The organism is Enterococcus sp. JNUCC 77 (assembly GCF_054819945.1).
Map to the genome: position 1 here is coordinate 339,867 of NZ_JBTHIG010000001.1, position 13,118 is coordinate 352,984.

Consider the following 13,118-nt stretch of genomic DNA (forward strand, 5'->3'; position numbering starts at 1 on the left):
GAACTTGATAAGATAAAGTCATCAAAGAGATGGAGGAATTTAAAATGATTAAACATACGAAAAAAATTATCGCAGGTGTTGCAGCAGTCGCAGTAGCAGGAATTGCAGGAGGTTTGGTTTACGCAAACAGTAATGCAAGTGAAACAAAACAAATGGCAACTGTAAATACGAGTCAAATTAAAGTAACTCAAGAAGAAGCAATTGAACAATTCAATCAACAATTTGAAGGCAAAGAATTAAATCAAGTGGAATTAGAAGTTTCTCGCGCAGGATATGTTTATACAGTGGAAGGTTTTGACGACACGACTGATTACACGTTGAAAATTGATGCACAAACAGGAAGTGTTGTAGGTCATGAAACCGATCCGAAAGATCAAGAAGATATGCTAGAAGCTGAATATACGTTGAATTTAGACGGCATTATCACCCGTGATGAAGCAAGTAAAATCGCCGAAGACCAAGCCAAGCGTGGTGAAGCAAAAGAATGGGCGCTAGATCAAACGTCTACTGACGGTACGACTTGGGAAGTCAAAGTTATTGATGGTACTTATGAAACAGAAGTAACAATTAATGCGTTGACTGGCGATGTGGTTGGTGTCGATGTTGATGATGAAGCTTATGATGATTAAAAAAGTTGTGATGTTTAAAAACATCACAGCTTTTTTTTTGCGTTATTAAAATAGAATAATGATAGCAATCGTAAAATATTTATATAATTTGCGTAGATAATTTGATAATTTTTAGACAAGATAATTATTGAAAACGTTCACGATATTTTTTGGGACTGATTTGATAGATTTTTTTAAAGCGACTGGCAAAATAACTGGGCGACGAAAAACCAACACTCATACTGATTTCCTGAATCGTTTGTTGGGTAAAACGCAATAACTCAGCAGCCTCTTTCAAACGGGCTTCTAAAATAAAATCAGTGATGGTGATGCCAGTATTTTGATGGAATTTTGTCGACAAATAATTTTTACTGACAGAAGCGTAATTAGCCAGCTCTTCAATCCGAATCGGATAATGCAAATGACCTAAAATATAATCAATCGTCATACGCGTCAGCTGGGTATATTCTGCCGGATAACGTAAGAGATTGATGCGAGAAGTGTAATCGTAAATCATACTATAGGTGATTTCAGCAATTTCTTGAGAAGTCGTCAGTAAATCCATTTTTTGAATGTATAAATCGCTCAAATTGTATGCGCTTTCGCTATCGATACCCCCTTCAATCGCCAACCGTGAAATTAATGTCACTAAAACGACAAAAGAATAGCGGGCTTGACGTAAAGGATCGGCAGACATTTTTCCTACTCGTAGTGAAGGATCTGGATTACTTAAAACTTCAGCAATTTTTTCCGTATCGCCGTTTTTGATTAATTTTAGTAAGAGATTGAAACTTTCTGAATAGTCGTGGGTGTTCAAATTTTCCCGCTGTTCAAAGAAAAACTGATCAGAAGGTTGCTTATCTAGTGTGATTGGTTGGAACTGAAAATTTTTAGCAACACGTTTTAAAGTGAGGGAAAAATCTTCCTCGTGATTGATATTCGCCATGAATTTACCTCGATTATTTTTTAAAGGAGTTTTTGTTTTGGAAAAAAAGATTAAAGACATTATCCCACAAATGAGTTTAAAAGAAAAAGCTGATTTTGTCTGTGGGCAAGATTTTTGGCATACGAAAAGTTTGCCAATAGCAGAAGTGCCTGCGGTATTGCTGGCAGATGGACCAAATGGTTTGCGGATTCAAGAAGATGCGACGGATCATCTAGGTATTAATGATAGTAAAGCGGCGACTTGTTTTCCGACTGCAGCTAGTTATAGCTGTAGTTTTGATCCAGAATTAACCGCATTATTAGGCGACACGATTGCTAATGAAGCACTGGCAGAAAAAGTCGGCTTATTATTAGGTCCCGGAATAAATATTAAACGGAATCCATTAGGCGGACGAAATTTTGAATATTTAAGTGAAGATCCTTACTTAACGAGTCAACTGACGATTCCTTTAGTTAAAGCGTTGCAAGCAAAGGGTGTTGGCGCTTGTATCAAACATTTTGCTGCCAATAGTCAAGAAACGGCACGCTTGATTAATAATTCTGTGATTGATGAGCGGGCTTTGGCAGAAATTTATTTGCCACAATTTGAAGCGGTCATCAAAGAAAGTCAACCGTGGGGTGTGATGACTAGTTACAACCGATTGAACGGGATTTATACCAGCGAAAGCCAAGAATTATTGCAAGAAAAATTACGAAAAAATTGGAATTATCAAGGCATGGTCGTTTCAGATTGGGGAGGTACCAGTGATCGAGTAGCGACTTTGTTAGCTGGCATGGATTTAGAAATGCCTTACCAAGATGAAGCCAATGCTGAAAAAATAATCACTGCAGCCGAATCTGGTGACCTACCTATCGAAAAATTAGATACAGCAGTAACCGCTATTTTAACTTTTGTCAAAAAAACGCAACAAAATATCCATCAATCAACTTTTACTGAGGGACAACAACATCAAATTGCTAGAAAAATTGCTGAAGAATCAGCAGTCTTGTTAAAAAATCAAGACAATCATTTACCACTAACTAATTTTAATCAGACCGCCGTGATCGGTGCTTTAGCAAAAACACCACGTTTTCAAGGTTCAGGTTCAAGTAAAATTAACCCAACTCGTTTAGATTGTCCGATTGATTTTATTACTGGAAATGATGTGACTTATAGTCAAGGCTATCAACTAGATTCAGAGGAATTATTTGAAGAAGAATTATTAGCTGAAGCTTTAAAAAATGCTGGAAAAGCTGACAATATAGTAATTTTTGCCGGGTTACCAGATAGTTTTGAAGGGGAAGGTTATGACCGCCAACATTTAGATTTACCGCAGAATCAAAATTATTTAATTGAAAAAATTGCGGAAGTAAATTCAAATATCACAGTAATTTTAATGGGTGGCGGACCAGTCATTTTACCGTGGGCTGAAAAAGTCAAAAGTATTTTATTAACTTACCTTGCCGGTCAAGCAGTCGGTTCAGCCGTTGCAAATTTATTGACAGGTAAAGCAAATCCCTCAGGAAAATTAGCGGAAACTTGGCCTAAAAAATATAGCGATGCGCCTAGTGCACTGACCTTTGTCAAAGATGTTAAAAATACTCAGTATCGAGAAAGCATTTATGTCGGTTATCGTTTTTATGACACGAATAAACGGGAAGTGGCGTATCCTTTTGGTTTTGGCCTTTCCTATAGTCAATTTAAAGTCGCCACACCAGAAATAGAAAAAGGAAATAACAATATTCAAGTCACCGTAGAAATTGAAAACACAAGCTCGATTGCCGGTGCAGAGGTTCTACAGGTTTATGTTGTTGGCAGCAAAAAAATTCCAACTGCCGAAAAAACCTTAAAAGCTTTCCAAAAAGTTCATTTAGATGCTGGCGAGAAAAAAATGGTTCATTTTGAATTGCAGCGAGATGATTTTGCTTATTACGATGTTTCAACGAAAAAATGGCAGGTAGTAGAAGATCAATATACGATTTATCTAGCGAATTCTAGTCGAAATATTTTAGCCGAAATGCAGTTAGCTCTTTCAGGCGTTACTGATGTAAAAATTCCCGGTGAAAAAATTCATCCTAGCAATCATTCAAATGAGCATCCTTTTGCGATTACGGAAAAAGATTTTGCGGAATTATTTCCAGCTGAAAAAATGCCAACCATGGCGGCTAGTCAAAAATTGACAGTGGATAGCACATTAGCTGATGTGAAAACAGTCGGCGGTGAAATGATTTACCAAAGTTTAATTAGTAATTTAGAACAAGCCATTGGAGGAGATCCAGCACTTTATCAGATGTTGATGGCCAGTATTGAAACCATGCCTTTACGCAGTTTTAAATTGGCAGGCGCAGTAAGTGAAGATGATCTGACGCAATTATTGAAGCAATTAAATCAGGAGGAGTGAAAAAAATGCAATTAAGTCAAAAACAAACAAAACAACCAGGGAAGATTAGTTTTCTCGAGAAACTTGCTTATGGTAGTGGGGATTTAGCCAGTAATTTGGTTTTAGTTTTAACTACTACGTATGCAACATTCTTTTATACCGATGCATTAGGTTTGAATCCCGGAATTATTGGCGGTATTTTATTAGCATCAAAACTTTTAGATGGTACCAGTGATATTTTGATGGGCTTTGTGATGGATCGCGTGCATTCCAAACACGGTAAGGCGCGCTCTTGGATTTTGTGGTTAGCGATTCCGATTGGGATTGCCACAGTTATGATGTTTGCCGTACCGAATTTGGGAACTATCGGCAAATATATCTATGTTGCGATTACTTATAACCTAGTGAGTACGTTCTTTTATACCATGATTAATGTGCCTTATGGAACGTTGAATTCATTAATGACTCGCGACCAAGACGAACGTATGGTGATTAATGTTTTTCGAATGTTTATGGCACAGATTGGTCAGTTGGTCATTTCTGGTGTTACTTTGCCATTAGTTAATTTTGTAGGTGGTTCTGGCTATCAAAAAAGCTGGATTATCGTTGGCGCCATTTATGGTGTGCTAGCAGCAGTTATTTTCCTATTTTGTTACAGTAATACCAAAGAACGCGTGACCGTTTCTGAAGAACAAAAAACGAATTTATCGTTTATCGCTTCTTTCAAAATTATTATCAAAAATAACTATTGGTTATTGTTAGTCGTTGTTTGGGTATTTTTATCTTTCTTTATTAATTTATCAATGTTGACGGCTTCATATTATGGCAAATGGATCTTAGGCGACGAAAACTTAGGTGGATTATTACTATCTGCAACTTTATTACCAGCCATTTTAGCGATGGTCTTATTACCAATCTTTGTCCGTAAAATTGGTAAAAGGAATCTTTCATTAATCGGTGGCGTTGGTTTAGTTGTCGTACAAGTTTTAATGATTATCAATCCAACCAATATCACTTGGTTACTTGTTTGTTCAGTCGTTCGTGGTCTGGCATTATCCACTTTGATGGGAACTATTTTTGCCATGGTAGCCGATACGATTGAATACGGTGAGTGGAAAACCGGTACGCGAGTTGAAGGAATGTTGTATTCTACTACTACTTTTGGTGCAAAAGTGGGCGCGGGTTTGGCGCCAGCGGTTGCTTTAGGAATTTTAGGCGCAGCTGGCTACAATGGTGTAGCAGCTGAACAGGCAACAAAAGCAATCGACGCGATTAACTTTTTATATTTATATTTACCATTGCCAGTATTGATTGTTATTCCAATCATTTATCTATTCTACAAATTAGATAAAATTTATCCACAAGTTATGTCTGACTTAGAAAAACGCGAACAAGCTTAATGAGGTGATTTTTTTGAAAAGAGAATATACAAATTTAAATTTAGCTACTTTAAAAAAAGAAACGGAAATAATCGTAGAAGACGGACTAGAAAAAATAATTAAGCCGATTCCCAATGTTTCAGCGAAAGGCGTTTTGGATCCTAAATACTACGCGGAAATTTTGCCTGGCTTTGAAAAGGACGGTGGCGCAGAAACTTTAGCATTTATGAGTCAATTAGGGCAACGCAGTGGTGAACCCGACGGTACTTTGACTCGCATGGTGAATAATGGGGTTAAGAGTCTGCCGATTACTGATGGTGTTGAGACGATTCACTTAACCACCGATAATCAGATCCCCTTACGTTTGTATCGAAAAAATACGAAACTAAATGCACCGGTTTTATATTATATTCACGGTGGTAGTTTTTCTGCGGGGCAACCAGAAGTGGTGGAAGAATTGTGTAAATTGTTCGTTGAGAAGACTGGATTTTTAGCAGTGCAAATCGATTATCGTTTGGCGCCGGAAAATCCATTTCCGACGGGTTTACAAGATTGCTTTGAAGGCTTAACTTGGGTCTATCAAAATATTCAAACATATCAAGGCGATCCCCAAAAAATTACTATTGCTGGTGACTCAGCTGGCGGAAATTTGGCAGCGGTTTGTAGCATGATGGATCGCGACCAGCAAACAAAAATGGTCCATCAACAAGTTCTGTATTATCCTAGTGTTAATATGTCCACTAAAGAAGATGAAAATCTAAATTACCAAGCTTTTGATTTTAAACCAGCTACTGAACAAAAAGATTTGATTGAAGTATCTCTGGAAGCTTTGCGTTTAACGGCATCGAACAATTTAGGTTATATGTTAAAAGCAGAAAATTTGGAAGATCCTTATTTAAGTCCTTATTTAGGCGAGCTACAAGATTTGCCGGCGACTCTTTTGATAGTCGGAGAATTTGATTATTTACGCATTGAAGATGAAGCCTTTGCTAGAAAATTAAACAAAGCCAATGTACCAGTGAAAATCATCGAATATCGTGGATTAGGTCATGGCTTTGCAGATAAAATTGGCGTTTGGGCACAAGCAGAAGACAGCGTCGATGAAATGATAGATTTTGTAGAAAATGGATTATAGAACAAATGAGACAGTTGGAAGAAACTTTTTCAACTGTTTTTTTGTGGGCATTAAAGCAAGAGTGTTAGGATTGTTTCACAAGCATTTTAGTCGTAGAATAAGAGCAAGGAGGTTTTTGACATGACAGAAATTAATCAAGAACTTACAAAAACATTTCGTGAAGAATTTTTAATGAATCGTAAACAAGTCGCGTTACAACGGGGTGTAGTTAAAAATGGGATTGTGGAGTCAGCTGAAAATGTCAGCGCTCACGTAAAAAATGCACCGGTCTTCTCCATTGATTTAACTACCGGAAAAGTATCTGACCAAAAACAATCAGGTCGTTGCTGGATGTTTGCCGCTTTGAATACTTTCCGCCACAAAATGATTACTAGTTATCAACTGAAGGATTTTGAATTGTCACAGAATTATACTTTCTTTTGGGACAAATATGAGAAGGCTAATTATTTCTATCAAAATATTTTAAATACTGCCAAAGAACCAACAGCAAGCAGAGAAGTTGCATTTTTGATGCAAACACCGCAACAAGATGGCGGGCAATGGGACATGATTGTTTCTATTTTCCAAAAATACGGTGTTGTACCAAAAGCTGTGATGCCAGAAAGTAAAAACAGTATCAATTCACGCAATTTAAATAATTACTTAAATAAATTATTGCGGAAACACGCTGTAATCTTACGTCAACTGGTGGCTGAAAATGCTTCTCCAGAACAAATTGAAGACAATCGCCAAGCGATGTTACAAGAAGTTTATAATTTCTTGGCCATTTCTCTAGGTACACCACCAGAGGAATTTGATTTTGAATATCGGGATGAAGAAAAAAATTACCATATTGACCAAGGCATGACGCCACAAAGTTTTTATAAGAAATATGTTGATGTGGATTTAGATGAATATGTCAGCATTATCCATGCACCAACTGACGATAAACCATTTAACCAATCTTACACTGTCGACATGCTGGGTAATGTAGTCGGTGGTAAACAAGTGAAGTATCTTAACTTGGAAATGCCTGAATTGAAAAAATTAGCCTTACAACAATTGGAACAAGGCGAAACAGTTTGGTTTGGTTGTGATGTGGGTCAGTCTTCTGTCAGCAAAGATGGTATCATGGCATTGGACATTTTTGACATGGATGATCTATTTGATACAGATTTTGCTATGACGAAAGCAGAACGCTTAGATTATGGTGAAAGTATGATGACTCATGCGATGGTTCTAACCGGTGTGGATGTAATTAACGGTGAATCAGCGAAATGGAAAGTAGAAAATAGCTGGGGCGAAAAAGTCGGTGAAAAAGGTTATTTTGTCATGAGTGATGACTGGATGAGCGAATACACCTATCAAATCGTTGTGAGAAAAGAATTCTTATCACCAGAACAACGGGCTGCTTTTGAAGCAGAGCCAAAAGTTTTAGCACCGTGGGATCCGATGGGTGCCTTAGCCTAAAAATACTAGATCGACTTCTCTAGAAGAGTCGGTCTTTTTGTTTTCACCAGCGAAAATAATTTTCTATGCTATACTTAAAGAAAATAAATTTGACCGAGGGGGAATAAAAATGGGAAAACCCTTAGCTGTAAAACATGCTGAAAATATGCGAGAACTGGGTGGCTATACCAATAAAGATGGAAAAAAAGTGGCCAGTCAAAAGTTGATTCGCTCAGCTGCGATTAATTTATTAGATGAAACTGACCAAAATTATTTAGAAAAATATGGTATTCGTAAGATTGTCGATTTTCGTTCAACGGATGAACGTTCTTCTCAACCAGACAAAGACGTTACTTTAGCGGAAAATATTTTTCTGCCAATTTTTCCAGAAAAACAAGAGAAGAAGGAAGAATCAACCGCCTCTCCGCAAGCCTTATTGAAGCGCATGGAAAACGGTGAATCAGCCTTTGGACAAATGATGGATGCCTATGAAAGTTTTGTATTAGATGACTATGTTAGAAAACAATACCACAAATTTTTTGAGATTGTGTTAGCCAATGAAAATCCTAATGAAAGTGTCTTGTTTCATTGTACTGCTGGAAAAGACCGGACAGGTTTTGCAGCGTTATTGTTATTGAGTGGCTTAGGTGTAGACCGTGTTACTGCCATGACCGATTATTTAGCTACCAATGAATTTTTAAAGGGCTTCACTGATAATATGTTGCAACATGCAAAAGAAAATGGTGTGCCTGACGCTTTATTAGCCAGCGTTAAAGATATGACAATGGCTCGCAAGGAATATTTAACAAAAAGCCTAAATTTGATTGATGAAAATTATGGTACAGTAGACAATTTCTTAATCGATGGTATTGGCTTACATGCAGCAGATCTGAAAGATTTACAGCGATTATATTTAGAATAAGAGGTGGCTTGAAATGGATCCGATTTTAAAGCAATTAGGGTTAAAAGAAAAATCGTTACCAATTGTTGGTGGTGATATTAATCAAGCCTATCGTGTTACCGATGGAAAAACCGATTATTTTTTAAAATATCATCCCCATGTTGATGCTGCCTTTTTTCAAGCGGAAGTTTTTGGTCTTGAACAGCTAGGACAAGTCGTGCGGGTTCCAAAAGTTTTTCAAGTTGGCGATTTTGAAGGGAATGCCTTTCTTTTATTGGAATGGATTGAACCTGGAAATGGTGATCAACAAGACTTGGCAAAAGATTTAATCAAAATTCACCAAGTCAAATCAGATTTGTTCGGTTTGTCAGAGGATAATTTTATTGGTTTATTACCGCAAATCAATCATCCAGAAGCAAACTGGTGGGATTTTTATTTTAAAAATCGTTTAGAAGTCCAGATTGAAATTGCTAAAAACCGTAATCATTGGACACCGGAAAGAGCGGCAGATTATGCACATTTAAAGGCAGTTGCCTATAAAAATTGGGGCGATTTAACCTTCAAACCATCCTTGTTACATGGGGATTTTTGGAGTGGCAATACTTTCTTTGATCAAGCGGGACAACCTATTTTTGTTGACCCAGCAGTATATTTTGGACATCGAGAATTAGATATCGCCATGTCGCAACTATTTGGTGGCTTTCGCAATGAATTTTTGGAAACTTATCAAGCAGGATATTTGTTGACGACAGGTTTTGAAGAACGCTTGCCATTATATCAACTGTACTATTTATTGGCTCACTTAAATATGTTTGGCGAAAGCTATGGCGGAGCTGTAGATAAAATTTTAGGAGGAAATTTAGGTGGGTAAGAAACACGAAACCATGCATCAAGTCAGTTATTATGAATGTGATCTCAACGGAGAAATGACTTTTCCAATGATGATTAGTGTAGCGATAAAAGTATCATCAGAACAAAGCGATATTCTAGGAGTAGGCTCAGATTACATCAATACGCTAGGAATTACTTGGGTGATTACCCAGACTGAAGTGATCATTCAACAATTGCCGAAAGTCGATCAAACCATCAAGATTGTGACTGAACCGACGGCTTTTAATAAATTTTTCTGTTATCGTTCTTTTTGGATCTACAATGAAGCCGGTGAAGAATTGGTGCAAATTAACATGGCTTTTGCCTTAATGGACGTGAAGGCACGGAAAATCACCAGTGTCTCCGCAGAATTGATGGCACCTTTCGAATCAGAACAAATTAAGAAAATTCATCGCTGGGAAAAGATTGAACAGGTTGAATCAGAAACCAGCCGTCCTTATCATGTTCGCTATTATGATTTGGATAGTAATCATCATGTGAATAATGCTATTTATTTTAATTGGTTAATTGATGTGTTAGGTAGAGAATTTATGGAAACATATCGTCCGACTTATGCTAATCTGAAGTTTGATAAAGAAGTTTTATACGGTGTAGATATCGATAGTTATTATGATTTACTAGAAGAAGAGGCATTGCGAAGCCGTCATGCAATTCGTTTTGGCGATCAATTAGCTTGTGAAGCGAACTTTTTATGGGAAAAAAGATAAAACCTTCTGAATTTCAGAAGGCTTTTTTCTTATTCTTCTAAATAAGCTTTTAATTCTTCAAAGTTTAAGCCAGCATTCAAAGCAATTAATAATTTGATGCGGGCTTTTTGGCCATTGATTCCAGGACAGAATATTACACCTTTTTCGGCAAGTTCCACACCGCCGCCATGATAATCATAGACTGGCTCTGCAATGCCGTTGAAACAACGAGAAACTAAAACCACCGGTAGTTTTTTTTGAATCAAGGTATCCAGTGCGCCTAAAGTTTGTGGTGGTAGATTACCAGCACCTAAAGCTTCGATTACTAAGCCGTCCACCCAATCAGTTTGGGTTAATATTTCAAAAAATTTACCTTGCATCCCAGCATAAGCTTTGATAATTGGAATCATGTTGTCGACACTTTGAATATCATAATGGGTGGTATCTGGTAATTCTTGTAAAAATAAAATGTGGGTCTTGGTGACTAAACCAATGGGTCCCAAAGTTGGTGTCCGAAATGTCGCCACATTCGTTGTGTGGGTCTTGGTTACGTGACGAGCAGAGTGAATTTCATCATTCATTACCACCATCACACCTTTGCCTTGTGCGTCGTCACTAGCAGCCACTCGAATAGCGCTAGCAAAATTATACAAACCATCTGAACCTAATTCATTAATTGAACGCATCGCACCAGTGATAATGACCGGCATTAATTTGCCGATAGTTTGATCTAAAAAGTAGCCGGTTTCTTCTAATGTATCAGTGCCATGAGTAATGACTACACTGTCAAAACCATTTTTTTTAGCTTCTTTAATTTTTTCTTTTAGCTGCAACATAATTTCTAAAGTAATGTGGGGAGAGGGTAAGTTAGAGAACTCTTCCACCACAATCTCAATATTATTAGGAACATTCATCTCATGACCGGCAGCGACTAAAGGATTCTTTTCATCTGGACGAACGGTACCATGGTCATCTTGGCTCATGGAGATTGTCCCGCCAGTATGTAAAATCAAAATCTTTTTCAATTGATCACCTTCTTATAAATTTTTCTATCTTCTAAAGATATTGTATACTAGTAAAAAAATAATTGGAGAGAGATATGATTAGAATTGGCTTAACTTCTTTTAGTGAACATGATACTTTAACTGGTAAAAAGAAAAGCAGCCTATTTGAATACGCTGGTTTTTTACCTTTGGTGGAATTAGATACCAGTTTTTATGGGATTCCCGCAGCAAAAACCGTTGAAAATTGGCTGACGCAAGTACCTCAGACTTTTCGCTTTATTATAAAATTACCTAGTCCATTAACCAAACAAAAAGATTTGGCGCCAGAAGAAAGCCTGCAAGAGATTTACCAGCAATTTTTAAAAGTGATGGCACCTATCATAAAAAATGGGCAACTTTATTGTTTTTTGGCACAATTTCCAGCGCAGTTTAAATTAACAAAAGAAAATGTGCGTTATCTGGAAGAATTGCGAGAAATGTTTCAGGAGTTACCAATAGCAGTAGAATTAAGAGACGCTAGCTGGTATGCAGAAGGCTTTCATGACAAAACTATGGCGCTCATGAAGAAATTAGAATATAGTCTAGTAATGGTGGATGAACCGAAATTATTAGATACAGTTCCGTTGGATCTGACGATTACCAATCCAGAATTTGTACTGTTTCGTTTTCATGGCAGAAATCAAACTTTTTGGAAAGATAATAGTCCTGAATGGCGTAAAAAAAGAACCCTTTATCGCTATAATCAAACAGAATTAAATGACTTGGCAAAGAAAATTCAACAAGTTGCAGCCGAAGTGGATGAAGTAGCAATTATTTTTAATAATAATTCTGGTGGCGATGCGGCCGGAAATGCTTTAACATTAAAAGAGATACTAAATTTAGATTATCAAGCCTTAAATCCTAGTCAGTTAGGCTTATTTTAGAAAAAGGGATGAACATGATTAAAGCAATTTTTTTTGATATTGATGGGACATTAGTAACAACTGAATCAAAAGCTTTGGATAGTACTAGAAAAGCGATTGCCGCAGCTCAAGCAAAAGGTATTTTATGCGGGATTGCGACTGGACGTGGACCGGTAGATATTGAAGAACGCATTGATCACTTACCGATGGATATGTTTGTGACCTATAATGGACAAATTGTATTTAGCAAAGAAAAAACAATTTTTGCCGAGCCTTTTTCCCAAGAGGTATTGGATGAAATCGTTGATTTTGCTGATCGTGAACGGCGACAGATTATTTTTGGCGGGCGCCATCATGTTGAAGGCAGTAGTATTATGAAATTCTCTCAGTCAGCTGCTGTGAAAAAAATTGCAGGTTTTATACCTTCTTGGTTTCCAGTAAGAATGACGAGGAAATTCATGCAAAAGTTCAGCTCGAATCGCAAAAAAGAACGTTTTGCCAAACTAGGAATTTTAAAGGAACCGATTTATCAATGTGTCTTGTTCGCTGCCGAATCAGAAAATCAAAAATTGGCTGAATTATTGCCTAACTGTTCCTTTCAGCGTTCCAATCCTTATTCGATAGACATTATTCCTAAGAATGGCTCAAAATATCATGGGATTGAAAAATTTTTAACCGCTTTTGATATTCAACCGGAAGAAGTGATGGCTTTTGGCGATCATTTTAATGATATAGAAATGCTCACCCATGTTGGAATCGGTGTTGCTATGGGAAATGGTCAGGCAGAAACGAAAGCTAGTGCAGATTATGTAACGGACACCAATGAAGCAGATGGTATTGCAAAAGCGTTAAAACATTTTGATATTATTTGATGAAGGA

At 37.1% G+C, this 13,118-nt stretch carries 12 protein-coding genes; 10 read left to right on the top strand and 2 right to left on the bottom strand.

The annotated features are described in order from the left end of the window. Positions 1–44: 44 nt before the first annotated feature. Positions 45–629: a PepSY domain-containing protein gene (locus tag ACVWNY_RS01800; RefSeq protein WP_218324127.1), complete on the top strand. Its 585-nt coding sequence runs from the start codon at positions 45–47 to the stop codon at positions 627–629. 124 nt (positions 630–753) lie between these two features. On the opposite strand, the gene ACVWNY_RS01805 is transcribed toward ACVWNY_RS01800, so the two are convergent. Next, complete coding sequence (locus tag ACVWNY_RS01805) at positions 754–1,554, bottom strand: AraC family transcriptional regulator (RefSeq protein WP_218324128.1); 801 nt, start codon at positions 1,552–1,554, stop codon at positions 754–756. 37 nt (positions 1,555–1,591) lie between these two features. On the opposite strand from ACVWNY_RS01805, the gene ACVWNY_RS01810 reads away from it, so the two are divergent. From ACVWNY_RS01810 to ACVWNY_RS01840, 7 genes are all read left to right on the top strand, one after another. Further along, positions 1,592–3,934 carry a beta-glucosidase gene (locus ACVWNY_RS01810; RefSeq protein ID WP_218324129.1) on the top strand — a complete coding sequence of 781 codons (2,343 nt, stop codon included), beginning with the start codon at positions 1,592–1,594 and terminating at the stop codon, positions 3,932–3,934. A gap of 5 nt (positions 3,935–3,939) precedes the next feature. Further along, on the top strand, positions 3,940–5,313 hold the full coding sequence (locus ACVWNY_RS01815) for an MFS transporter (protein WP_218324130.1): 1,374 nt from the start codon (positions 3,940–3,942) through the stop codon (positions 5,311–5,313). Positions 5,314–5,326: 13 nt separating this feature from the next. Further along, on the top strand, positions 5,327–6,427 hold the full coding sequence (locus ACVWNY_RS01820) for an alpha/beta hydrolase (RefSeq protein ID WP_454071585.1): 1,101 nt from the start codon (positions 5,327–5,329) through the stop codon (positions 6,425–6,427). A 120-nt stretch (positions 6,428–6,547) separates the two neighbouring features. Continuing rightward, positions 6,548–7,876: a C1 family peptidase gene (locus tag ACVWNY_RS01825; RefSeq protein WP_218324132.1), complete on the top strand. Its 1,329-nt coding sequence runs from the start codon at positions 6,548–6,550 to the stop codon at positions 7,874–7,876. A gap of 109 nt (positions 7,877–7,985) precedes the next feature. Then, positions 7,986–8,777, top strand: a complete 792-nt coding sequence (locus tag ACVWNY_RS01830; protein WP_454071586.1) for a tyrosine-protein phosphatase — start codon at positions 7,986–7,988, stop codon at positions 8,775–8,777. A gap of 13 nt (positions 8,778–8,790) precedes the next feature. Next, positions 8,791–9,627, top strand: a complete 837-nt coding sequence (locus tag ACVWNY_RS01835) for a fructosamine kinase family protein (RefSeq protein WP_218324134.1) — start codon at positions 8,791–8,793, stop codon at positions 9,625–9,627. Beyond that, complete coding sequence (locus ACVWNY_RS01840; RefSeq protein ID WP_218324135.1) at positions 9,620–10,354, top strand: acyl-[acyl-carrier-protein] thioesterase; 735 nt, start codon at positions 9,620–9,622, stop codon at positions 10,352–10,354. Before ACVWNY_RS01835 ends, ACVWNY_RS01840 begins: the two co-directional genes overlap by 8 nt. 29 nt (positions 10,355–10,383) lie before the next feature. Here ACVWNY_RS01840 and ACVWNY_RS01845 read toward each other — a convergent pair whose 3' ends face one another. Continuing rightward, positions 10,384–11,358, bottom strand: coding sequence for an asparaginase (locus tag ACVWNY_RS01845; protein WP_218324136.1), 975 nt, complete (start codon positions 11,356–11,358; stop codon positions 10,384–10,386). A gap of 74 nt (positions 11,359–11,432) precedes the next feature. On the opposite strand from ACVWNY_RS01845, the gene ACVWNY_RS01850 reads away from it, so the two are divergent. Together ACVWNY_RS01850 and ACVWNY_RS01855 are read left to right on the top strand one after the other, a co-directional pair. Next, positions 11,433–12,260 (top strand): DUF72 domain-containing protein, encoded by an 828-nt coding sequence (locus ACVWNY_RS01850; protein WP_218324137.1) that lies wholly within the window; start codon positions 11,433–11,435, stop codon positions 12,258–12,260. Positions 12,261–12,274: 14 nt separating this feature from the next. Next, complete coding sequence (locus tag ACVWNY_RS01855) at positions 12,275–13,111, top strand: Cof-type HAD-IIB family hydrolase (protein ID WP_218324138.1); 837 nt, start codon at positions 12,275–12,277, stop codon at positions 13,109–13,111. Positions 13,112–13,118: the final 7 nt, after the last annotated feature.

Excerpts from the sequence above, each read along its gene's own strand:
- ACVWNY_RS01835 (WP_218324134.1), top strand. The coding sequence starts at position 8,791 with ATGGATCCGATTTTAAAGCAATTAGGGTTAAAAGAAAAATCGTTACCA.
- ACVWNY_RS01855 (WP_218324138.1), top strand. The coding sequence starts at position 12,275 with ATGATTAAAGCAATTTTTTTTGATATTGATGGGACATTAGTAACAACT.
- ACVWNY_RS01825 (WP_218324132.1), top strand. The coding sequence starts at position 6,548 with ATGACAGAAATTAATCAAGAACTTACAAAAACATTTCGTGAAGAATTT.
- ACVWNY_RS01830 (WP_454071586.1), top strand. The coding sequence starts at position 7,986 with ATGGGAAAACCCTTAGCTGTAAAACATGCTGAAAATATGCGAGAACTG.
- ACVWNY_RS01850 (WP_218324137.1), top strand. The coding sequence starts at position 11,433 with ATGATTAGAATTGGCTTAACTTCTTTTAGTGAACATGATACTTTAACT.
- ACVWNY_RS01815 (WP_218324130.1), top strand. The coding sequence starts at position 3,940 with ATGCAATTAAGTCAAAAACAAACAAAACAACCAGGGAAGATTAGTTTT.
- ACVWNY_RS01800 (WP_218324127.1), top strand. The coding sequence starts at position 45 with ATGATTAAACATACGAAAAAAATTATCGCAGGTGTTGCAGCAGTCGCA.
- ACVWNY_RS01805 (WP_218324128.1), bottom strand. The coding sequence starts at position 1,554 with ATGGCGAATATCAATCACGAGGAAGATTTTTCCCTCACTTTAAAACGT.